The following is a 21,001-nucleotide window of genomic DNA, read 5'->3' as shown; positions in this document are numbered from 1 at the left end:
GGGATGGGGATCTATCAACAACCCGATGAACGAGGGCACTTTGGGGTTTACGGCGGTCGCTTCGTTGCTGAGACCTTGATTCCCGCTCTGGATGAATTGCAGCAGGCCTATGCTGCAGCCCAGAAGGATCCCGAGTTTCAGGCGGAGCTACACAGCGAATTGCGGCAGTTCGTTGGCCGACCGAACCCGCTCTATCACGCCCAACGTTTGTCGTCTGAACTGGGTGGGGCACAAATCTATCTGAAACGCGAAGATCTCAATCACACCGGTGCGCACAAGATCAATAACGCCGTGGGTCAGGCGTTGCTGGCAAAGCGCATGGGAAAGCGACGGCTGATTGCGGAAACAGGGGCGGGGCAGCACGGCGTCGCCACCGCGACCGTCGCGACGCGCTATGGCATGGACTGTGTCGTGTACATGGGCGAGGAAGATATCCAGCGTCAGTCGAGCAATGTCTATCGTATGCGGCTGCTTGGGGCTACGGTGGAGCCCGTCCGCAGTGGTTCGCGTACCCTCAAGGACGCCCTCAATGAAGCCTTGCGCGATTGGGTCAGTAATGTGGAAGATACCTTCTACATCATCGGTACGGTAGCGGGGCCCCATCCTTATCCGCAGATGGTGCGCAACTTCCATCGTGTGATCGGCGATGAGGCGCGCGCCCAGTGCTTGGAGCTTACGGGCCGTTTACCCGATGCTTGCATCGCTTGTGTTGGCGGCGGGAGCAACGCTCTGGGTTTGTTTTACCCGTTTATTGATGATGGCGCGGTGCGTCTGGTGGGCGTGGAGGCTGCAGGGCTTGGTTTGAACACGGGTCAGCATGCAGCGCCACTTAGTGTCGGGCGACCGGGTGTGCTGCACGGTAACCGTACCTATCTGATGGCGGATGAAAATGGCCAGATCGAGGCCACCCATTCCATTTCTGCCGGTCTCGACTACCCCGGTGTGGGGCCCGAACATGCCTATCTCAAGGATACGGGGCGGGCCGAATATGTGGCGGTCACGGATGACGAGGCGCTGGCCGCCTTTCATCGCCTCAGTCGAGTCGAGGGCATCATTCCCGCCTTGGAAACCTCTCATGCTCTGGCCTATGCCTTTCAACTCGCTCCCACCATGCGCCCCGAGCAAAGTATCATCGTCAATCTCTCCGGGCGGGGAGACAAAGATATTCATACGGTTGCGGCGCTGGAAGGGATCCATCTATGAGTCGTCTGACAGGGTTGTTCGCTGCTCTCCACGAGACAAAGCGCAGTGCCTTGATACCCTTCATTACCGCAGGCGACCCCAGTACCAGTGGTGTGGTTTCCTTGTTACATGCCATGGTAAGGGCTGGTGCCGACGCGATCGAGTTGGGTGTGCCTTTTTCCGATCCGATGGCGGATGGCGCCGTGATTCAGGGCTCCAGTGAGCGGGCGCTGCGGCGTGGTGTGTCGCTGCTGCACGTGCTGCAGTGGGTGCGGGAATTCCGCCAACAGAATGACACGACGCCGATCATCCTCATGGGGTATCTGAACCCGGTCGAGACGCTGGGGATGCAGCGCTTTGCCCAGGAAGCTGCAGACGTTGGGGTGGATGGTGTCATTCTGGTGGACATGACGCCGGAGGAAGCAGAAGAGGGCAGTGCGCAGCTGCGCGCGGCAGGGGTCGATCCCATTTTTCTGTTGGCGCCAACTAGTGGGTCGCAGCGGGTAGCAGCCGTCAAACGCTTGGGGTCTGGCTTTGTCTACTATGTCTCTCTGCGCGGTATTACGGGGGCGCAGCAGCAAGATTGGGACGCCGTGCTCGCGCGGGTAGCGCAACTGCGGCAGGAACTGGCCATGCCGGTTGCGATCGGTTTTGGGATTCGTGATGCGACTACGGCACAGCGACTGGGAAAGGGCGCAGACGCAGTGGTAATTGGCTCGGCCTTGGTGCAGCGCTTGCAGCAGGCGACGGATGATGCGGATGCAGAGCGCCTAGTGATGGAGTTTCTCGTGCCGATTCGTAAAGCCCTCTATGCGGAGCGAAAGGTATGAATTGGTTCAGCCGGGTTTTGCCGCCCAAGATCAATAAGAAAGTTGCCGAAGCGGAACCGGCGGAGAATAAGCGCTCGGTGCCAGAGGGATTGTGGTCCAAATGTCCTACCTGCCAGGTCGTGCTGTACCGCACCGAGTTGGAGGAAAATCTGCAGGTCTGCCCGCATTGTGGCCATCATCACCGCCTGACGGTGCGGCAACGCCTTGACTACTTCCTAGATCCCGAACCACGTTTGGAGCTTGGCGCGGATTTACTCCCCGTAGACCCGCTGCGCTTCAAGGATCAGAAACGCTATAAGGAGCGAATTCAAGAGGCGCAGAGTAAATCCGGCGAGAAAGATGCCCTGGTAGCCATGCGTGGCCTGCTGCAGGGGCAGCCGGTGGTCGCCGCCGCTTTTGCCTTTGAGTTCATGGGCGGTAGTATGGGCTCCGTGGTAGGGGCGCGCTTTGTGAAGGCCGCAGAGACCGCCCTGGTCGAGCGCTGCCCCTTGGTCTGTTTCAGCGCCAGCGGTGGCGCACGTATGCAGGAGGGTTTGCTTTCGCTCTTGCAGATGGCAAAGACCGCAGCCGCAATCGAGCGCCTAGCCAAGGCGCGGGTTCCCTATATTTCGGTGCTGACCGACCCGACCATGGGGGGTGTCTCCGCCAGCCTGGCCACCCTCGGCGACATTCTGATTGCCGAGCCCAATGCCCTGATTGGCTTTGCCGGGCCGCGGGTGATCGAGCAAACCATTCGCGAAAAACTCCCGGAGGGATTTCAGCGTTCGGAATATCTGCTTGAACATGGTGCTATTGACCAGATTGTGGATCGCCGCCAGCTCCGTTCCCGCATCGCTTGCCAAATCGGTATCCTGATGCAGGCTGAGCGCGCCAGCTGACGGACGCATGATTTCCGAGCTCGAAGCGGCCGACGCGGAATCTCTGCTGCTTCACTTGGCTGGACCTGCGCAGCGTATCGAGCTGGGTTTGGCGAGGGTGCGGGCCGCAATGACGCGCCTCGATATTCCAGCGGAATTGCCGTTTCCGGTCATTACCGTAGCGGGGACCAACGGCAAGGGCTCCGTCGTTGCCTATCTGGAAGCGCTGTTCCAACAGGCCGGCCACCATTCTGCTGCCTATACCAGTCCGCATATCTGGGCCTTCGCTGAACGGTTACGCTTTGATGGCAACCCGTTCAGCGATACGGCATGGATGGAGAAACTGCGTCTCCTCGGGCCAGTTGCAGAAGAGATCCCCCTGACCTATTTTGAGGCAAGCACTCTTGCTGCACTGATGTTGTGTCTGGAAGCACAACCAGACATCGCCATTCTCGAGGTGGGGTTGGGTGGGCGGCTGGATGCCGTGAATGCCGTGGATTCCACCATCGCCATCATCAGTTCTATCGATTTGGATCATCAAGCACTTCTCGGTCCAGATCGAGAACATATCGGTGCAGAAAAAGCAGGCATCATCCGTCGTCAGCGGCCGGTATTCTATGGCGATCGCGCTGCGCCTTGCCAGAGCGTTCTTGCGGCCGCCGAACAACTCGAGGCACCTTTGTTTCTGCTCGGGCGCGATTTCGATCTAGAGCCCGATGGCAATTGGCGAGGCAATGGCAACGCCTTCCCAGCGCCAGTCCCTGTCATCAGCAGCGCGGCACAGCGCAACAATCTTGCCCTGGCGTTGGCGGCGCTCCATTGCCTGCGCGAACGATTTCCGCTGGCTTGGCCTGCGCCTACACAATGGACTTTTTTGCCCTGGCTACCTGGGCGAGGGCAGCGACTGCGCCCCTGGGGAGTACAAGGACCCGAGCTGATAGTCGATGTGGCGCACAATCCGCAAGCGACACGTGCCTTGGCTGCGCGCGTTGCTCACGAAGATGGGCGCGTCGTGGCCTGCTGGGGCATGATGGCGGACAAGGATCTCGCCGCCAGTGTGGGTCCCTTGCGCGAGCGGATCAGTGCTTGGTGGCTGCTGGCTATGCCGGATAATCCCCGTGCCGCTCCCCCCGCCACCCTCAAAAAAGTTCTGCCCGCGGATCAGGTCAGTGGTGAGATTGCGATACACGATTTGCCCATGCAACTGGATCGCTTGGCTGCGGAATTAGGCAGCGATGATCTACTGCTGTGCTTTGGTTCCTTTCATGTGCTTGCGGCTTTGCCACCGAGCTGGTTCCGAGACACAGCATGAGTTGGTTGAACGTCGCCGTACTCGCAGTCTTTCTCCTGAGCGCTCTATGGGGTGTGGCGCGCGGGATGATTCGCGAGTTTTTTGGTGTCGTTGGCTGGGTGGGGGGGGTCTACGTTGCCTGGCGTTGGGGACAGAGTTTTCTGGCGCCGTATCTCGACGGCCACCTACCGGCGGAATGGGTGCTTCCCGTGGCCGATTTCAGTCTGTTTTTTCTCATCCTTGCCAGTGCCACGGTGTTGTCCTTTGTGCTGCGCGGGATGTTGTACCGGGTTGGATTCGGAATTCCAGATCGGGTGGTCGGCGGCGTTTTTGGTTTGCTGCGCGCTGCCGCAATCGTCGCACTTGTGATACTTTTGGCGCAGAGTTTTCAGTTGAATCACGCAGGCTGGTGGCGACAGTCTTGGCTCGGTCAGACCCGTATCGAGGCTCTGGCGCAGACCGTTACCGCACCAGCTGTGTCTTATTGGGAGTACCAAACCCGTGGAAAAACCGTTGGCCCAGACCACAGTGCTTGAGGATGATCACTTCCATGACGAATGTGGCGTGGTGGGAATATTTGGTCATCCCGAGGCCGCTAATCTTGCTTATTTGGGTCTCTATGCCTTGCAGCATCGTGGGCAAGAATCGGCAGGAATCGTTGCGGCGGCAGAGGGCAGATTGCACAGCCATCGCGGCATGGGCAGAGTGGCGGATGTCTTTGGCAGTAAAGAATTAGGCAAGTTACCGGGCACGCAGGCGATCGGACACGTCCGCTATTCTACTGCTGGTGGCTCCGTGTTGCAGAATACTCAACCGGTGTTCATTAATTACCGACATGGTTTCTTCGCCGTGGGCCACAATGGCAATCTCGTCAATGCGCTGGAACTGCGCCAGCGCCTGGAGCGGGATGGTGCCATCTTCCATACGGACATGGATACGGAAGTTATTGTGCATCTGCTCGCCCGGGTGTCGGGCACCGATGCCGGAGAACGCTTGGCGGCTGCGCTGGAACAGGTGTCAGGCGCCTATTCCCTGGTTTGCCTAACGGAAACCCGCTTGATTGGCGTACGTGATCCGATGGGCTTTCGCCCGTTGGTGCTTGGGCGCCTGATTGACTCTGGCGGCTTTGTCCTCGCCTCCGAGACCTGCGCTCTGGATCTCATGGGAGCGGAGTTCGTTCGCGACGTCGCGCCAGGCGAAATGGTCATCATTTCTGACACTGGTATCGAGAGTCGTCAGGCATTGCCGGAAAAACCACGGCGCATGTGTATCTTTGAGTACCTATATTTTGCGCGTCCTGACAGCGTTCTCGATGGCATCCATGTCTATTCGGCGCGCAAACGGATTGGCAAGGTGTTGGCGCGATTGCATCCCCGCGACGCCGACATGGTCGTGCCAGTCCCGGATTCCGGCGTGGCGGCGGCTATGGGTTATGCCGAGGCCTCGGGTCTGCCCTTTGAGCTCGGTCTGATCCGCAACCATTATGTCGGCCGTACCTTCATTCAGCCGGCACAGCGCGGGCGGGACTTTGGCGTACGGGTCAAACTCAACGCCCAGCCGGAGATCCTTAAGGGTAAGCGGGTGATTTTGGTGGACGACTCGATCGTGCGGGGTACGACCAGTGCCAAGATCGTGCATTTGGTGCGGGCTGCAGGGGCGCGGGAGATTCATTTTCTATCGAGTTCGCCGCCCACTACCGGGCCTTGCTACTACGGGATCGATACCCCGGACCGAGCACAGCTCATTGCCGCGCAGCATAGCATCGAAGAGATTTGCAAGATGATCGGGGCGGACAGCCTGGGCTATCTGAGTATCGACGCCCTCTATGAGGCCGTAGGGAGCCGCGAACTGGGATTCTGTGATGCCTGTTTCAGTGACAATTACCCCATTCCCGTGGCAAGGCCGGGGGTGGGGCACCAACTGCATCTCTTGAAGGAGCTCTGATGAAAGATGAGGATTGGTTGACCCGACTACACCCAGAGACCCTGGCGATTCGGGCCGGGATCCATCGTACGGCGGAGCAGGAACATTCCGAGGCCATCTTCCCCACCTCAAGTTTTGTCTTTGCCTCCGCGGAGGAGGCTGCAGAACGTTTTGCTGGCCGTGAGCCAGGGAACATCTATGCCCGTTTCACCAATCCCACCACCCGCATTCTCGAGGAGCGTCTGGCGGCTCTGGAAGGTGCGGAGGACTGCATTGCCACGGCCTCCGGCATGGCGGCCTGCCTCACTGCCTTCATGGGCACATTGCAGGCGGGGGATCATATCGTTGCTTCTCGTTCCCTGTTTGGCACCACGGTGCAGTTGCTGCAGAAAGTTCTGGCCCGTTTTGCGGTCGAGACCAGTTTTGTTCCCCTCACGGATCTGGCGGCTTGGGAGGCTGCGATCCGCCCGAACACGCGCATATTATTTCTGGAGACACCTTCCAATCCGATGACCGAGCTGGGCGATCTGGAGGCACTGGCCAAATTGGCGCATGCCCACAATGCGCTGCTGGTAGTCGACAACTGCTTCTGTACTCCGATCTTGCAGCAGCCGATTCGTTGGGGTGCGGATCTCGTCCTGCACTCCAACACCAAATACATCGATGGCCAGGGTCGAACCTTGGGCGGCGCGGTCTGTGGTCGACGCGAACTTATGGACGGGCCGCGCGGCTTCCTCCGCACCGCGGGCCCGAGTCTCAGTCCCTTCAATGCCTGGATTCAGCTGAAAGGCCTGGAAACCCTTGCCCTGCGCATGGAGCGCCACTGCGCCAATGCAGCAGCATTGGCTACCTGGCTACAAGATCTGCCCGAGGTGGAGGCGGTCTACTATCCCGGCCTTCCGACCCATCCCCAAGCGCTGCTGGTGCGCAAGCAACAGCGCCTGCCCGGCGGAATTCTGTCCTTTGTGCTGCGCGGTGGGCAGACGGCAGCTTGGGCGTTGATGGATCGTCTGCAGATTTTTTCCCGGACGGCGAACCTCGGCGACGCCAAAAGCACGATCACCCACCCGGCGAGTACCACCCATAGTCGGGTCAGTGCTGAGGAGCGTGCTGCCGCAGGGATCCAGGATGGCCTATTGCGTTTGAGTGTTGGCCTGGAGCATGTCGACGATCTGCGGGAGGACCTACAGCGCGGACTGGCTGGCTTACCGCGCTGACATTTTACGCTATGCTCAAAAAGGGAGTGGCTCATGGGGAGCGTCCCAAAGGAGAAAAACAACATGACCAGATTTCGACCTTTGCAAATTCATCACTTACACGTCGATTCGCGCTTGACGTACTTTGATAATGGCCTGCCGGTTCATGTTTCCGTCAATGATAGCGCTCTCAAGGTAATGACCGATCTACGCCGCGTACCGGCGGTAACCGTCCACCCCGATTTGACGGTTGATGCCGCACTGCAGCGTATGGTACACGCTGGCGTGCGCATGCTCTTCGTGGTCGACGCCATGGGTGATCTGGTGGGAATGGTCACTGCCCGCGATCTGATGGGGGAAAAGCCCGTGCGAATTGCCGCTCGCGAGCAAGTGCAACGCGATCAAGTGCAGATTGGCGACATCATGGTCCGGCGTGGACAGATCGAGGTGCTCGACTTTGCCGAAGTACAGCGATCCTCGGTGGGGGATCTCGTCCAGACCATGAAGCAAATGGGTCGTCAGCACGCCCTGGTCGAAGAAAAGGATCAGCAGCCCTGTGTGCGCGGCGTGTTTTCCTTGAGCCAAATCGCCCGCCAGCTCGGAGTGCAGATCGAAACGGGCGGCGCCGTACAGAGTTTTAGTGAACTGGAGCAATTGCTCGTCGATCATGAAAGCTGACCGAAGGTGCGGACTCAGGCAGGGCGGGGTTAGCGTTCATGCCTGAGTCCGCAGCGCTACTTGTAGCGTTCCTCCTGATTCTGATCAATGGGTTTTTTGTGGCGGCAGAGTTTGCCTTGGTCCGCTTGCGCAGTACCCAAGTGCGCGCCCTCGTCCAAGAACATGCTTGGCGTGGGCGAGTATTGCGGCGTATCCACCGCCATCTCGATATCTACCTCTCCGCGACGCAATTGGGCATTACCCTTGCCTCGCTTGCCTTGGGCTGGATTGGTGAGCCAGCAGTAGCCAGACTTCTGCGCCCAGCCTTCCGCGCCTGGGGCATCCAGTCCGCTACAGCGCAAGAGTCCACGTCTTTTGCCGTCGCCTTTGTCCTCGTGGCCTTTGCGACGATCATCCTGGGTGAGCTGGCGCCAAAGTCTTTGGCGATTCGCAAGGCGGAGTCTGTCTCTCTGTGGACTGCACTGCCGCTCTATGCCTTTCATTGGCTGCTCTATCCCGCCATCGCGCTGCTCAATGGCAGCACCCGGGTGTTGCTGAGATTGTTCGGTATGCGGCTGAACGCCGAACACGGGGATGCCCCGCATACGCGTGATGAATTGGCCATGATCCTGGCTCTCAGTCAGGCGCAAGGCACCCTGGGCGCGCGTACGGGAGACATTCTGGAACGGGCACTCGACTTTCATGAGCTGAGCGCGGGGGACTTGGCGCGCCCCGCAGCCGACATGATCTGTTTGATGGACCAGCCCGACCCGGCAGAAATCCGCCGTACCCTGTTGCGCTATCGCTATACCCGCTATCCTCTCTGCGCTGGCGATCGCCAGCACGTGCGTGGTCTGGTGCATGTCAAGGATCTACTGCCGCTGCTCTGGCACGCCGACGCGGCTATTGATCTGCACCGTATTGCCCGTCCCTTGCCGGCAGTGCCGCGTGATCTGCCAGCGATGGAGCTACTGGCCCATTTCCGCTCCGGGCAACCGCATTTTGCGCTGGTGGTCGACGAACTGGGCACCATCACTGGTTTTGTTACCCTGGACCATGTGTTGGAGGCGTTACTGGGGAAAATCCCGGATGAGTTTCGCCATCGCCATCGGGATTGGCAGGAACAGGAAGATGGTTCCTGGATCGGGTCCGGAAGCCTCTCGATTTATTCTCTGGAGCAGGTTTTGGATCGCGACATCGATGAGGCCGGTGACGCCGATAGCATTGGCGGCCTCCTGATGCAGCGCCTGGATCGCCTGCCCGAGCAGGGGGAACGGGTTGGGTTTCGCGATTTTGATGTGCTGGTTTTACAGCGTGATGGGCCGCGTATTGCCTCTTTGCAGGTTTTCCCGCATCCTGCCGCCGATTCTGATGAGTGGTTTACCTGAGTGTCACTGCGTACGTCCGATTTCCATTACGATCTCCCCAGCGATTTGATCGCCCAGGAGCCTCTGCCAGAGCGCAGTGCCGCCCGTTTGCTGCTAGTCGATCCGCAGGCGCAGGCGTGGCAGGACAGGCAAGTGCGGGAGCTGCCGAATTTGTTGCGGCGGGGCGACTTGCTGGTCTTCAACGACACTCGAGTACTGCCCGCCCGCCTACGGGCACGCAAAGAAAGTGGTGGCGCGGTGGAGTTGCTCCTGGATCGCATTCTGAAGGACGGCAGGGCAATATTCTTTGCCCGCGCTTCCAAACCCCTACGCCCGGGAATGCGCTTGTCCTTGCCCGATGGCAGCTTTGCGACGGTGAATGATCGACGCGAGATGCAAGTCTGGTTAGAGCGAGAGTCCACAGATTGGCTTGTCCTGTTGGAAAGCTACGGCGAGGTACCGCTACCCCCCTATATTCAGCGCCAGGCGGATGACAGTGACCGCGAGCGCTATCAGACCGTGTACGCGCGGGAACCTGGCGCCGTTGCGGCACCTACGGCGGGACTGCATTTCGATCAGGACATGCTGGACCGCTTCGTACAAGCAGGTATCCATTCCTGCTTTGTTACGCTGCATGTCGGTGCTGGTACCTTTCTGCCAGTGCGTGCGGACGACATTGAAGAGCATCAGATGCATGCAGAAATCACCCGGGTGAGTGCGGAAGCGGTGGCGGCGGTAGCGGCGACGAAAGCGCGGGGAGGGCGGGTGATTGCCGTCGGGACTACTGCTTGTCGTGCCTTGGAAAGTGCCGCCAGCGATGGCACGCTGCGTCCCTTTGCGGACGAGACGCGACTGTTTTTGTACCCGGGCAAGGCGTTTCACGTCATCGACGCGCTATTTACCAATTTTCATCTTCCAGAATCGACTTTGATGATGCTGGTTTCCGCTCTGGCGGGACGCGAACTGATCCTAGCGGCCTATCGTCATGCGGTAGAAGAACGCTACCGCTTTTTCAGCTACGGTGATGCCATGCTGATTTGCTCGGGTGCATTGGCATGAGCTTTTTTACCTTGCTGGCTCGAGATGGTGCCGCGCGGCGCGGGCGCCTGCAATTCTCCCGCGGCACGGTGGAGACGCCAGCGTTCATGCCGGTGGGAACCTACGGTACGGTCAAGGCGATGACTCCAGAGGAACTGCGTGAATTGGGCGCGGAGATCATCCTCGGAAATACCTTTCACCTGTATCTGCGTCCTGGCCTGGAGGTGATTGAGGCCCTCGGTGGACTGCATGGAATGATGCATTGGGATGGTCCTATCCTCACAGATTCCGGTGGCTTCCAGGTTTTTAGCTTGGGGGCGCTGCGTCGGTTACGGGAGCTGGGGGTGAGCTTCCGTGCCCCCAACGATGGGCGGAAGGTGTTTCTGGGGCCAGAAGAATCCATGGAAATACAAGCCCGACTAGGTTCGGACATCGCCATGGCCTTTGACGAGTGCACGCCGCATCCAGCCGACCACGCCACGGCCAGGGCGAGTATGGAACTCTCCATGCGCTGGGCGGCGCGCTCCCGTGCCAGCTATGCCGGTGCGGGACGTCTCTTCGGTATCGTACAGGGGGGGATGTTTCCAGATTTGCGCTCACGATCCCTGGCGGCTCTGGAGAAGCTGGATTTTCCCGGTCTCGCGATCGGTGGACTGTCGGTGGGGGAAGGCAAGGCAGAAATGTTTCACGTCCTCGATCATCTGCTGCCGGAAATGCCCCAGACCAAGCCACGCTATTTGATGGGGGTCGGCACGCCGGAAGACCTGGTTGAAGGGGTTTGGCGAGGGGTCGATATGTTCGATTGCGTGATGCCCACGCGCAATGCCCGCAATGGCTGGCTCTTCACGCGCTCGGGTACCCTCAAGTTGCGCAACGCGGAGTATGCGCGCGATATCCAGCCGCCAGATCCTGAGTGCCAGTGCTATACCTGCCGTAATTACAGCCGCGCCTACCTGCGCCATTTACAACAGAATCGCGAAATTCTCGGTGCGCGTTTGAATACTTGGCATAATTTGTATTACTATCAAACTATTATGAGAGAAATGCGGGACGCCATTGCGGCTAACCGTCTGGCGGAATTTCGCGTGGAATTTTATCGTCAGCGTGGTGTCCAATGCCCAGCGGATTAGGCCGCTGGTAGAAAAATCGATAGTAGAAAAAATCTATTTTTCCTTGTGTTGGGAATTAGGGCAATTCTCTGATCAATCAGCCACAGTAAGGATATTCTCATGCTCATGAATCTTATCATTTTTTTGATCATCGGTGGCATTGCCGGCTGGCTCGCTGGTTTATTGATTCGCGGACGAGGCTTTGGCCTCTTTGGGGACATCATTGTTGGTGTGATTGGCGCTTTCATTGGCGGCTTTTTGTTGACAGCAGTAGGCTTGGCCGCTCTCTTTAGCGCCGGAATTCTCGGATCTATCATTGTCGCCGTGATTGGTGCAGTCGTCTTGCTCTTTGTCATCAAGTTGATCAAGAAGGTCTGAATGAGGGAATTTCCTGTGACAGAGGGGGCGGTGGGCGGCTTTCCTGTCCTGCGGCGAGGGGCTACAATGGCGCCCTTATACTGGAACCGGAGGGGTTCATGAACTTTTCGCCCATTGCTACTGCCTACGCAGCGACTGCTGACGCGGGGGGCGGTTCGGACAGCATGATTTTTCAATTCTTGCCGCTGATTGTTATTTTCGCCATCTTCTACTTCCTGCTCATCCGCCCGCAAAGTAAAAAGGCCAAGGCACAACGGGATATGGTTGCTGCGATTGGCAAGGGTGACGAAGTGGTCAGTTCAGGTGGGCTGGTGGGACGCGTCATGCAGGCAGGGGAAGAATATCTGCAGATAGAAATTGCCGAAAACACCGTCGTAAAGATTCAGCGCAGCGCCGTCACGATGGTCCTGCCCAAGGGGACCCTGAAAAAACTCTAAAGGCGTTGGCATGACCCGTTATCCGTGGTGGAAGTACCTCATTATTTTGGCGATCGTGGTTCCCGCCATCTTTTATGCGATACCCAATTTTTTTGGTTGGCACGCAGCCATCGACGTGCGTGCCCCTGTGGGTACCCAATTGCCGCCAGTCGCCACCATGGCGGACTGGCTGCGCCAGGCCAAGATCCCCGTAAGCCGGCAGATCAGCAGCAGTCAGGGTACGACGTTCTATTTTCCCAATGATGACGCGCAAGGTTTGGCTGAGACCCTGCTGCAAAACCGATTGCCCAGCAACGCGCAGGTGATCCTGTCGCAACAATCGGCGGAGCCCGATTGGCTTCGCGCGCTGGGAGGGCGGCCCGTGAATTTAGGTCTCGACCTGCGTGGTGGCGTGTATCTTCTCTTGCGCGTCGAAACGCAGGCCCTGATTCATCACCATTTGGAAGAATACCAGAATGGTATTCGTACCCTCTTGCGACATCACAACCTGCAGTATCTGAAGGTAGAGATCACCGGTCCGGATAAGCTGGGCGTGGAAATGGCGCAAGATGACCTCAGCGCTGCAGCGGTGCGCGTCATCGCCAGCCAATATCCGGATTTGTTGGCCACGGAGAAAGGGCAGGGGCAGATTGAAGTCAGCATGCCCCCAGCGACGGTCACCAAGCAGACAGACGACGCGTTGCAGCAGGCCATTGTCGTCATTCGGAATCGTATCGATGAACTGGGCGTGGCCGAACCGCAGATACAGCGTCAGGGTCAGGAGCACATTGCCGTGCAGTTGCCTGGCGTGCAGGATACCCAGCGTGCCAAGGCCATTATCGGTTCTACCGCGCAATTGGAATTCAAGATGGTGGCCAACGAAAATGATTTGGCCGCAGCCCTCAAGGGGCAGGTGCCAGCGGGTGACGCTCTCTACTATGGCAGTGATGGTCAACCGTACCTGTTGCATACCGATACCGTACTTACCGGACGTTACCTGAACGGTGCTACCGCTGGTGTGGATAACAATACCGGTAGCGCAATCGTCAATATCAGCTTTGACAGCGTGGGAACGCGGATCTTTGGCGACCTGACGAGCAAGAATGTGGGCAAGCGGATGGCGATTCTGCTCGACAACAAGGTCGTGACCGCCCCGGTGATTCAAGAGGCCATTACCGGCGGCCGAGCGCAGATCAATGGATTTTCCAGCTTGAAGGATGCCAGTAACGTGGCGATCGAGCTGCGTGCGGGGGCATTGCCGGCGCCGGTGCATGTCTCGGAAGAGCGCACCGTCGGTCCGACCCTGGGGCAGGATTCCATTCACGACGGGGTCATGGCAGTGATCTTCGGCATGATCTTTGTCGTTGGATTCATGACGTTGTACTACCGCCTCTTCGGGCTGATTGCGGATTTGGCCATTCTGGTGAACATCCTTGCGATTTTGGCGGTCTTATCGATCATGGGCGGCACCTTGACCTTGCCGGGTATAGCCGGCATCGTTCTCAAGATCGGTTTGGCCGTCGACGCTAATGTCTTGGTCTTTGAGCGCATCCGCGAAGAGCTGCGCCGTGGCATGAGTCCGCGTGCAAGTATTGATACTGGTTTCAAGAAGGCCTTCGCAACCATCGTTGATTCGAACATCACGGTGTTGATTGCGGCACTCACCTTGTTCCAGTTCGGTACGGGTGCGATCAAGGGATTCGCCTTGGTCCTTACCATTGGCGTTTTGGTATCCATGTTTACCGCAACCATGATGAGCCGCGGTATCGTCGAACTTGTCCTCGGCAAGCGCCGCGTTGGCAAACTCTGGATCTGAGGTCAGCATGCAATTCATCAAATCTGGTACCCATATCGATTTCATGTCGCGTCGCTGGATCTTTCTAGGGATCTCGATTTTTCTAATTATCGCATCGGTCGTCGTCTTTCTAGTTCGTGGCCTGAACTACAGTATCGACTTTACGGGTGGCACCTTGGTTGAGCTTGCCTTCAGCAAAACGCCTGACCTGGGCACCGTGCGCCACACGTTGGAAGGTGCGGGTTATGGAGATGCGGTGGTGCAGACCTTCGGCGGAGACAAGGACTTGCTGGTTCGACTGCGCACCCGTCCCGGAGAGAGTAGTGCAGTATCCAGCAAGATCCTGTCGGTCTTTCAGCATGATCCTCAGGCCTATCCGGGAGTGCAGCTACGGCGCACGGAATACGTGGGTCCGGAGGTGGGGAAGCAACTGCGCAACGATGGCATTCTTGCCCTGATCGTCGTGACCATCGGCATCCTGATTTATGTCGGATTCCGCTTCGAGTGGCGTTTTGCCACCGGCGGCGTACTCGCCATGCTGCATGATCCAATTCTCGTCGTGGGATACTTTGCGATTTCCCAGCAAGAGTTTTCCCTGACCGTGATTGCCGCGCTGCTGGTTATCATGGGCTATTCCTTGAACGATACGGTGGTGGTGTTTGACCGCATGCGCGAAGACTTACGTGCCGCACGGAATGGCAGCGTGGCCGAGATCTTCAACATCGCCATCAATGAAACCCTCTCGCGTACCATCATTACCAGTTTTATCACCTTCATGGTCGCATTGGCGCTGTTTCTCTTTGGTGGGCCGGTGATTCACGGCTTTGCTACGGCTCTGGACATTGGTGTTGTGGTGGGCACCTATTCGTCCATCTTCGTGGCCAGCCCGATTGCCCTGTGGTTGGGACTGAAGCGCGAGCACGTGCTCAAGCGGCAGTTTATCAGCGCCAAGGACCGTAAGGACGGCGCGACTCTGTGAAGGCTCTTGAGCCGGACCCGTCGATGCATTACTGTATGGGGCCCTTGGAGAGGTACCGAAGTGGCCATAACGGCGCCGACTCGAAATCGGATGGACAGCAATGTCACGTGGGTTCGAATCCCACCCTCTCCGCCAATAAAAACAAACAGTTAGAAAAATATCCCTTCCGTCAATCTTCCAGGTTTTGATTTTGCAGCGTAAATGCAGCACACTGAGCTTGGTTTTGCTGCGCTGAAAAGGGGGTTGATATGGCTTCGATCGCGCCCAGCTACGACCGAGAAGGGGAGCACATCGGCTGGAAGGTGTCGGTCAGAAAAAGAGGGTTCCCTCCCCAATACAAGACTTTCAGGACGAGACGTGAGGCCGAAGCGTGGGCAGTCGTGATCGAGTCAGAGATGACCCGGGGTGTTTGGCAAGATCGGTCAGAGGCAGAGGGCACAACGCTCATGGAGTGTCTGGATCGCTACCTGACCGAAGTCGTCCCAACCAAGAAGGGTGGTCGCCGAGAGGTTGATTATGTGAACCAGTGGAAGCGTCGCCGGATTGCATACCTATATATGGCATCCGTCCGTGGCCGAGATGTCGCGGAGTCGGTCAAGGAGATGGAAGAAGAAGGGAAGGGCGCCAATACGATTCGCTTGCACCTGGCGTTGCTGTCGCATCTGTTCAAGGTAGCTCGCACGGAATGGGGTCTAGAATCGCTCGCAAACCCGGTCGAGGTGATCCGTAAGCCAAAGGTGCCCCAGGGCAGAGAGAGAAGGTTGCGGGATGGCGAAGAGGAAATCCTGCTGGATACGTGCGAGGCTATCAATCCCGAATTGGCCGCAATTGTGAAGATCGCACTGGAAACTGCGATGCGCCAAGGGGAGATCATGGGGCTAACGTGGAAGCACGTGGATCTTGCCAAGCGCACGATCACTCTAGATATGACAAAGAACGGCACTCGTCGGGTTGTTCCTCTTTCCTCTGCCGCTTGCAAGGTACTTGATGGACTTCCGCGCCAGATCAATGGGAAGGTCTGGAAGTATAAGCAAGAGGGAGTGAAGGATGCCTTCTCCCGCGCCTGCCGACGTGCTGGCATCGAGGATCTCCGCTTCCACGACCTACGGCACGAGGCAACCAGCCGCCTCTTCGAGAAGGGCTTCAACCCCATGGAAGTCTCGGCGATCACCGGCCATAAGACATTGCAAATGCTGAAACGCTATACTCATCTGAAGGCGGAGGATCTGGCGAAGCGGTTAGGGTAGGATAAGGCCTAACGCTATGTTAGGGCATCGGTTGGGGTGGCAGAATGAACACAGAGCAAGCCAAGCATCTTGCCGCAACACTCCAAGCTGTAGGATTGGCCGAGCTGGGGTATTTTCGTTTGGTCACTGGTCATGTTTCTTTGGTTAGAGTTTGCTGCTTTCTGGTCGCTACAGGGGTGGACGATGAGCGGTAATGTTATGGGCTCGCTTGGTGTTACTTTGCTCGCAATCATTGGAACCGCCGTGGTTGCCGTAGATCGCTTCGGAAAACAGCACAAGGTGGACGATAAAGAACATAACACCAAGCACCATTGATCAGCATACCTGATACCCCCCTTGCCTTGGTGGTTATGCTGTAACTAGCGGTTACGCCATCTCACCGCCTCACCCTCCACGCTGACAGATCGCTGATCTGGCTTTGCACATAGCCCCCGCCGATCTCGTCGCCGGGTATCCTTCTCCGCTTTCTTGTGCATCCGGTATGCCCTCGATGCTCGATGGCGCGGCAAGGCGATTACGGCTGGAATCCCAGATTGTAAAGGAAGCAGCCGAGAGCGTTTTGGCCTCGGCTGCGTTTTGGAGCCTTGCTAGTGAGCTTCGGTATATTTCCGGGCCAGGTGGTTGCGCGACCGATCTGGCTGGCTACGACCTGCTCAATCCCTCTTCAGCGACAACCCATCGAAGCGCCGGTGGTCGTGGCGGACGCGTTCGGCTGCGGTCTCGAGGCCCATGTCCCTTGGCGCAATCCGCTTGCGGATCCAGTCTGGGACCTGCTCCAGGGCGGGTGGACAACCGTAGACCTTGGATAGCAAAAGTAGCCCTTTTTCCTGTTCCAACGCCGACAGGCGAGGCTGATCTTTGGGGAGTACCGCTTGTGCAAAGACCTGCCCGTATGGGTCCTCCCAAAGCATCGGGTCGATTCTGTCGCGAACCCGCTGCAGTATGCCGCGCAAGATGGCTCCATCCCGCAGGATGCGGGCATTGAGTTCGTCTGTGGTCATTTTCACTCCCGGTCGGCTTGACGAGTAATGGTCACAATCGGTGCATAGGCTCGATATTGGTATCCCTGATCCTGCTGCACGTCCCACAGGACGAGGCCGCAGCCCTTTTTCCTTGCCTGGTAGGCACCAAAGTCCAGGAACACATGACTGGCAGCCTCCCGCACCTGATGATTTCTGGATGCCGTGATCGTGTGCCCAACGAAGGTAATGCCCACACCCGGCCACTGCTGCGGGAGATCGCTTTGCCATTGCATCGCCCGGCGGACGGAGCGCCCCCAAAGCAGCGCATCCCACCAGTTCCCTTCCAGGTCGTAGCCAATGACGGACCAGGGTGCGCGCAGTTCGTCCAAAAACGCCCCTTGCAGCAGATATTCGTCCGTCAGTGCCCGCGGCTCGTCGTCGGTGGAAAAGGCAATGCGCTCGGCGTGGGCAATCCAAAAGGCTTGCTCCCCAGAACCGACCCGGATCAGCAAGGGCAGGGTGCCCAGGCGCTGCACGAGGCGGCGCACGGCATCCGCTGGATTTCTCCCCAAGGCGATGGCCCAGTCGCTGCCGTCATTCTTCCGGAACGCACTACCGTAGATCTCCAAGCGAAAATCCCGTTCCAGCTCCGGGCCAAAACCCTGCTGGACCGCATAGGCCAGAAACATGGCATCGTGATTGCCCAGCACCGCATAAAACCAGGGCTGTTCTAGGAGCTGCAAGGTCGCAAAACTGTAGGGACCACGATCCACAAGGTCGCCGACGGAGAACACCCGGTCCCGCTCGGGATCGAAGGCGACGTGCTGCAGCAGTTTGCGGAATTGGTCGAGACAGCCGTGGAGGTCGCCGACGACGAAATCCCTGCCGCGGCGATTTTCCTCAAAGTGGGCGAGCAAGGGGTTGGACTCGAGAAAGAGTGCTTTTTGCATGAGGAATCTCCCTTGCAAAACAGACCAGCGTAGCATAGCATAACGTAACATTTTTATCAAGTGTATTACGATGAAGAAAACGATCCTTCCCCTCGACGTCCTGCATACGTTCCTCTCCCTGTCGCCTTGGAGCATGGGGCACATTGCCCAGAGCTTTGGCGTTAGCCGCACCAATCTGGTCAGCTTTCTGCATGGGCGCCCAGCCATCGGCAGCCAAAAGGCGCTGGAACTCCTCGATTGGGCCGGTCTGTATCTCGATCCCTCCGGGGCTCTGCGTTTACAGAAGGGTGTACACCTCTGGAAGGTCGCTTCGGAACGTGAGCTCGAGTCGTTGTTACGCATCCCTAAGAGCCTGTTGGACCCCGAGCAAGGCGTGGATATCTTTTTCGAGATCGGTGTGACCCAGCGCGACTGGCTGCATCTGCTGATCCGTTCCACGGAAGGCCAGATTCTGCTCTCTCTGCGTCCGCAGGTCTTCTTTCTGTTGCGCGACCAGCATCCCCACTGGAACCGGCCGCATGCGGTGTACCAGCACCCCAGCGGATGGAATCACCAGCAGATTATTGCGTTTCTGGGTGGCCAGGGGAGAATCCATATTCCTGAGTCCGAGCAGAATCAGCACTTCCAAAAGGCCCAACCGGACTATCTACAGAAGCTGGCCGACTGGAATGCCTGGGCGGAATGGGCCAGTTACCAAATGGGCATCAAGCTTCCAGGCAGTGAGCCGCATTCTCTATCTGGCGAGCAGAAAACCGACGAGACCGCCTGTCGCCATGCCTGGCGTACCCTGCGCCACCGCCTGGAAGTGCCCGATGGCGTCCATCCAGAAATTGTCGACGTTCCCATCTTCCCGCTCCCCGAGCAGCGGCTCTTTCCTGAAGGTCTGGTCCGCCTGGATCGCCTGCTGCTCGGTGCACAGGCTTTCCAGCTCGCCCGGGAGGGAAAGATTCGCCTCTACGTCGATTCCCGCTCCGACAAACGCTGGCTCATACAAACCGCAAGCGCCTTGCCCTGTGGCCGTCTGACACCCTGGGGAGAACCGGTCCCGAGCGGCCATCCTGCTCTCTATCTGCGGGGCGACAGGTTGGAAATATCGAGCGCCCCTGGTGGCACCTGTCTGGGCCTGGCCCTGGCCTGTCTCCAGGACATCGTCAGCCCGGACCCGGCCGATCTCGACTGGTGAGGAGTTTTTTTTCAGAAAAGCTGGTTAACAGATAGATAACACAACAGTTGACAACAGTGTTACTATGGCTATAATGTCCCTCGTGACAGATCATCACGAGGAGCTTAGGTCATGATTCTGAATCGCGTAGCAGAACTTCGGGAGTTGGGAGAACGACTCGATGCGGATGTAAAAAAAGCCGGGACCGACTCGGCAAAGAGAGCCTTGCAGCTCTGGAAAAGTCAGAGCGATTTCCTGGCAAAGGAAGATTGCTGGGAGCTGGCACAGGAAGACACATTGAGCGCAGATGCCTTTCGTGATGCCCTAGCGGATATTGGCCGCGCCTATTTGCCGAATTCTGACTTCCTGCCAGACGATGCCGAGACGGGTCTGCGATGGTGTTCGCTCGCCGCCGAGATGGGCTCGCTGATGGCCCAATTGGTCCTCGTGCAAAATGAGAGGATCTCTCAGGGGCGCGTCGATGCCGCATTTGCCAAAAGGGTTTTTCTGCGTTGGCAAGCCGTCGCTGCCGACGAGCAATCCCTGCGTCAGCAAACATCGCGATTTGCCAGCATCAGGACACTTGCGGCAGAGGTGGGACTGTGTGCGGCCATCGCCAACCGTGATCCAGAAATTGCCGAAGAGACCCTGAAGCTTATGGCGGAACTCGGGGTGGACGAACCAGCACTCCTCGGCTTGCGATGGGAGGCACAGAACCTGTTGGGCGTGGAAGATTCCATTGATGGCGTGCGGATTCTCCAGGATCTCGTCCCCAGCACGGAACAGCGGGAGAAGGAACAGATCCGCCGTATGAAACCCTTGTTGGAACCCCTGCCACTGGCGTCGTGGCCAAAGAGTGACGATTGGGCAGAGACCTTGCGTGCCGAGTTCCCCAATCTACAAGAGGTGATCGACCGCTTGCTGGGCTCGAGTGCGCGGGCGCGGTATCTGAACCAGCGCGAATTGCAATTTTCTCCCATCCTGCTCGTGGGGGGTGCCGGGATCGGCAAGAGCCGTTTCTGCCGCCGCCTCGCCGGGGAGCTAGGAGTACCAAGCCGGCTCTATTCCTTGAACGGAATGAACGACAACATGCTGCTCAAGGGCAACGCCCGCGGCTGGGCAGGCGCCCGCCCTGGTGCCCTGCTCGAATACTTTCTCAAGGCGAAGATCGCCAACCCGCTGGTGTGCCTGGATGAAATCGACAAGATCGGGGAAGGCAGACAGAACGGGCGGGTCTGGGATACCTTGCTCGGTATGCTGGAGCCCGCGACGGCTTCGCAGGTGCTGGATGAGTTCATGCTCACCCCGGTGGATTACTCGCGCATCAACTGGATCGCTACCGCCAATGATATCCGCATGCTGCCGGACCCACTGAAGTCACGCTTCCGTGTCATCTATGTACAGGAGCCGCGGGGGGAGGACTTTTCCCGCTTCTTTGGCAACATCCTGGAAGACATCGCCCGGGACTGGGGGACGGACGTGGAGGACTTGCCGCGTCTGGATCCCGCGTTGGTGAAGCGGCTGCGGGATGCGTTCCGGAAGAATCCGCGGTCTCTGCGGCGCTTGAAATCTCTCACCCAGGATCTCCTCGACTGGGAGGCGAGGATGCAACAGGCTTCTGCTGCCGGGCCAAGCTGGATCCAGTGACGAGGGGGAGCCGGG

21 protein-coding genes and 1 tRNA gene are annotated in these 21,001 nt (G+C 58.2%); 20 read left to right on the top strand and 2 right to left on the bottom strand.

Going from position 1 to position 21,001, the window contains the following annotated elements; translation table 11 throughout:
- Positions 1-3 precede the first annotated feature (3 nt).
- The 18 genes from trpB to M5D89_RS14235 all read left to right on the top strand — a co-directional run bounded on the left by trpB (position 4) and on the right by M5D89_RS14235 (position 16,580).
- The gene (gene trpB, locus M5D89_RS09580; RefSeq protein WP_248885579.1) at positions 4-1,203 is read left to right on the top strand and encodes a tryptophan synthase subunit beta; all 1,200 of its coding nucleotides are present in this window, start codon (positions 4-6) and stop codon (positions 1,201-1,203) included.
- A complete protein-coding gene (gene trpA / locus M5D89_RS09575; RefSeq protein WP_248885578.1) occupies positions 1,200-2,012 on the top strand; it encodes a tryptophan synthase subunit alpha in 813 nt (270 codons plus the stop codon). Before trpB ends, trpA begins: the two co-directional genes overlap by 4 nt.
- Positions 2,009-2,890 (top strand): acetyl-CoA carboxylase, carboxyltransferase subunit beta, encoded by an 882-nt coding sequence (gene accD, locus M5D89_RS09570; RefSeq protein ID WP_248885577.1) that lies wholly within the window; start codon positions 2,009-2,011, stop codon positions 2,888-2,890. The genes trpA and accD overlap by 4 nt, the downstream gene beginning before the upstream one ends.
- A 7-nt stretch (positions 2,891-2,897) precedes the next feature.
- The gene (locus tag M5D89_RS09565) at positions 2,898-4,181 is read left to right on the top strand and encodes a bifunctional folylpolyglutamate synthase/dihydrofolate synthase (protein ID WP_248885576.1); all 1,284 of its coding nucleotides are present in this window, start codon (positions 2,898-2,900) and stop codon (positions 4,179-4,181) included.
- Positions 4,178-4,696 carry a CvpA family protein gene (locus M5D89_RS09560; protein ID WP_248885575.1) on the top strand — a complete coding sequence of 173 codons (519 nt, stop codon included), beginning with the start codon at positions 4,178-4,180 and terminating at the stop codon, positions 4,694-4,696. The genes M5D89_RS09565 and M5D89_RS09560 overlap by 4 nt, the downstream gene beginning before the upstream one ends.
- A complete protein-coding gene (purF, locus tag M5D89_RS09555; RefSeq protein WP_248885574.1) occupies positions 4,662-6,104 on the top strand; it encodes an amidophosphoribosyltransferase in 1,443 nt (480 codons plus the stop codon). The genes M5D89_RS09560 and purF overlap by 35 nt, the downstream gene beginning before the upstream one ends.
- On the top strand, positions 6,104-7,300 hold the full coding sequence (locus M5D89_RS09550; RefSeq protein ID WP_248885573.1) for an O-succinylhomoserine sulfhydrylase: 1,197 nt from the start codon (positions 6,104-6,106) through the stop codon (positions 7,298-7,300). The genes purF and M5D89_RS09550 overlap by 1 nt, the downstream gene beginning before the upstream one ends.
- A gap of 63 nt (positions 7,301-7,363) precedes the next feature.
- Positions 7,364-7,957 (top strand): CBS domain-containing protein, encoded by a 594-nt coding sequence (locus tag M5D89_RS09545; protein ID WP_248885572.1) that lies wholly within the window; start codon positions 7,364-7,366, stop codon positions 7,955-7,957.
- A 38-nt stretch (positions 7,958-7,995) separates the two neighbouring features.
- The gene (locus M5D89_RS09540) at positions 7,996-9,324 is read left to right on the top strand and encodes a hemolysin family protein (protein WP_248885571.1); all 1,329 of its coding nucleotides are present in this window, start codon (positions 7,996-7,998) and stop codon (positions 9,322-9,324) included.
- 6 nt (positions 9,325-9,330) lie between these two features.
- Positions 9,331-10,362 (top strand): tRNA preQ1(34) S-adenosylmethionine ribosyltransferase-isomerase QueA, encoded by a 1,032-nt coding sequence (gene queA / locus M5D89_RS09535; RefSeq protein WP_248886460.1) that lies wholly within the window; start codon positions 9,331-9,333, stop codon positions 10,360-10,362.
- The gene (gene tgt, locus M5D89_RS09530; protein ID WP_248885570.1) at positions 10,359-11,471 is read left to right on the top strand and encodes a tRNA guanosine(34) transglycosylase Tgt; all 1,113 of its coding nucleotides are present in this window, start codon (positions 10,359-10,361) and stop codon (positions 11,469-11,471) included. Before queA ends, tgt begins: the two co-directional genes overlap by 4 nt.
- Positions 11,472-11,570: 99 nt before the next feature.
- Positions 11,571-11,828 carry a GlsB/YeaQ/YmgE family stress response membrane protein gene (locus M5D89_RS09525; RefSeq protein WP_248885569.1) on the top strand — a complete coding sequence of 86 codons (258 nt, stop codon included), beginning with the start codon at positions 11,571-11,573 and terminating at the stop codon, positions 11,826-11,828.
- Between the two features lie 98 nt (positions 11,829-11,926).
- Positions 11,927-12,265 (top strand): preprotein translocase subunit YajC, encoded by a 339-nt coding sequence (gene yajC, locus M5D89_RS09520; protein ID WP_248885568.1) that lies wholly within the window; start codon positions 11,927-11,929, stop codon positions 12,263-12,265.
- Between the two features lie 10 nt (positions 12,266-12,275).
- Positions 12,276-14,060: a protein translocase subunit SecD gene (gene secD, locus M5D89_RS09515; protein ID WP_248885567.1), complete on the top strand. Its 1,785-nt coding sequence runs from the start codon at positions 12,276-12,278 to the stop codon at positions 14,058-14,060.
- 7 nt (positions 14,061-14,067) lie between these two features.
- On the top strand, positions 14,068-15,018 hold the full coding sequence (gene secF, locus M5D89_RS09510; protein ID WP_248885566.1) for a protein translocase subunit SecF: 951 nt from the start codon (positions 14,068-14,070) through the stop codon (positions 15,016-15,018).
- A 46-nt stretch (positions 15,019-15,064) separates the two neighbouring features.
- Positions 15,065-15,153: transfer RNA gene (locus tag M5D89_RS09505), tRNA-Ser, on the top strand.
- A 113-nt stretch (positions 15,154-15,266) separates the two neighbouring features.
- Positions 15,267-16,265 (top strand): site-specific integrase, encoded by a 999-nt coding sequence (locus M5D89_RS09500; protein WP_248885565.1) that lies wholly within the window; start codon positions 15,267-15,269, stop codon positions 16,263-16,265.
- Between the two features lie 183 nt (positions 16,266-16,448).
- Positions 16,449-16,580 carry a hypothetical protein gene (locus tag M5D89_RS14235; RefSeq protein ID WP_283102978.1) on the top strand — a complete coding sequence of 44 codons (132 nt, stop codon included), beginning with the start codon at positions 16,449-16,451 and terminating at the stop codon, positions 16,578-16,580.
- A gap of 338 nt (positions 16,581-16,918) precedes the next feature.
- On the opposite strand, the gene M5D89_RS09495 is transcribed toward M5D89_RS14235, so the two are convergent.
- The gene (locus M5D89_RS09495; protein ID WP_248885564.1) at positions 16,919-17,266 is read right to left on the bottom strand and encodes a hypothetical protein; all 348 of its coding nucleotides are present in this window, start codon (positions 17,264-17,266) and stop codon (positions 16,919-16,921) included.
- A 2-nt stretch (positions 17,267-17,268) separates the two neighbouring features.
- On the bottom strand, positions 17,269-18,177 hold the full coding sequence (locus tag M5D89_RS09490; RefSeq protein WP_248885563.1) for a metallophosphoesterase: 909 nt from the start codon (positions 18,175-18,177) through the stop codon (positions 17,269-17,271).
- 70 nt (positions 18,178-18,247) lie between these two features.
- Here M5D89_RS09490 and M5D89_RS09485 point away from each other — a divergent pair, with 70 nt between their 5' ends.
- Entirely contained in the window at positions 18,248-19,360 is a 1,113-nt protein-coding gene (locus M5D89_RS09485; RefSeq protein WP_248885562.1) for a hypothetical protein, read from the top strand.
- 111 nt (positions 19,361-19,471) lie between these two features.
- Entirely contained in the window at positions 19,472-20,986 is a 1,515-nt protein-coding gene (locus tag M5D89_RS09480) for an AAA family ATPase (RefSeq protein ID WP_248885561.1), read from the top strand.
- The last annotated feature ends 15 nt before the right edge of the window (positions 20,987-21,001 follow it).

The sequence above is a fragment of the Acidithiobacillus acidisediminis genome, from assembly GCF_023277115.1.
In the GTDB taxonomy this organism is placed as follows: Bacteria; Pseudomonadota; Gammaproteobacteria; order Acidithiobacillales; family Acidithiobacillaceae; genus Igneacidithiobacillus; species Igneacidithiobacillus acidisediminis.
The sequence above is the reverse complement of the archived record's forward strand: the minus strand, read 5'-3'. Positions and strand labels throughout refer to the sequence as shown.

What these genes read in the sequence shown, in the direction of transcription:
- M5D89_RS09490 (WP_248885563.1), bottom strand. Translation starts at nt 18,177, where the DNA reads ATGCAAAAAGCACTCTTTCTCGAGTCCAACCCCTTGCTCGCCCACTTT.
- secF (WP_248885566.1), top strand. Translation starts at nt 14,068, where the DNA reads ATGCAATTCATCAAATCTGGTACCCATATCGATTTCATGTCGCGTCGC.
- M5D89_RS09545 (WP_248885572.1), top strand. Translation starts at nt 7,364, where the DNA reads ATGACCAGATTTCGACCTTTGCAAATTCATCACTTACACGTCGATTCG.
- M5D89_RS09550 (WP_248885573.1), top strand. Translation starts at nt 6,104, where the DNA reads ATGAAAGATGAGGATTGGTTGACCCGACTACACCCAGAGACCCTGGCG.
- secD (WP_248885567.1), top strand. Translation starts at nt 12,276, where the DNA reads ATGACCCGTTATCCGTGGTGGAAGTACCTCATTATTTTGGCGATCGTG.
- M5D89_RS09560 (WP_248885575.1), top strand. Translation starts at nt 4,178, where the DNA reads ATGAGTTGGTTGAACGTCGCCGTACTCGCAGTCTTTCTCCTGAGCGCT.
- M5D89_RS09480 (WP_248885561.1), top strand. Translation starts at nt 19,472, where the DNA reads ATGATTCTGAATCGCGTAGCAGAACTTCGGGAGTTGGGAGAACGACTC.
- tgt (WP_248885570.1), top strand. Translation starts at nt 10,359, where the DNA reads ATGAGCTTTTTTACCTTGCTGGCTCGAGATGGTGCCGCGCGGCGCGGG.
- trpB (WP_248885579.1), top strand. Translation starts at nt 4, where the DNA reads ATGGGGATCTATCAACAACCCGATGAACGAGGGCACTTTGGGGTTTAC.
- accD (WP_248885577.1), top strand. Translation starts at nt 2,009, where the DNA reads ATGAATTGGTTCAGCCGGGTTTTGCCGCCCAAGATCAATAAGAAAGTT.
- M5D89_RS09540 (WP_248885571.1), top strand. Translation starts at nt 7,996, where the DNA reads ATGCCTGAGTCCGCAGCGCTACTTGTAGCGTTCCTCCTGATTCTGATC.
- M5D89_RS09495 (WP_248885564.1), bottom strand. Translation starts at nt 17,266, where the DNA reads ATGACCACAGACGAACTCAATGCCCGCATCCTGCGGGATGGAGCCATC.
- M5D89_RS09565 (WP_248885576.1), top strand. Translation starts at nt 2,898, where the DNA reads ATGATTTCCGAGCTCGAAGCGGCCGACGCGGAATCTCTGCTGCTTCAC.
- M5D89_RS14235 (WP_283102978.1), top strand. Translation starts at nt 16,449, where the DNA reads ATGAGCGGTAATGTTATGGGCTCGCTTGGTGTTACTTTGCTCGCAATC.
- M5D89_RS09525 (WP_248885569.1), top strand. Translation starts at nt 11,571, where the DNA reads ATGCTCATGAATCTTATCATTTTTTTGATCATCGGTGGCATTGCCGGC.
- yajC (WP_248885568.1), top strand. Translation starts at nt 11,927, where the DNA reads ATGAACTTTTCGCCCATTGCTACTGCCTACGCAGCGACTGCTGACGCG.
- trpA (WP_248885578.1), top strand. Translation starts at nt 1,200, where the DNA reads ATGAGTCGTCTGACAGGGTTGTTCGCTGCTCTCCACGAGACAAAGCGC.
- M5D89_RS09485 (WP_248885562.1), top strand. Translation starts at nt 18,248, where the DNA reads ATGAAGAAAACGATCCTTCCCCTCGACGTCCTGCATACGTTCCTCTCC.
- M5D89_RS09500 (WP_248885565.1), top strand. Translation starts at nt 15,267, where the DNA reads ATGGCTTCGATCGCGCCCAGCTACGACCGAGAAGGGGAGCACATCGGC.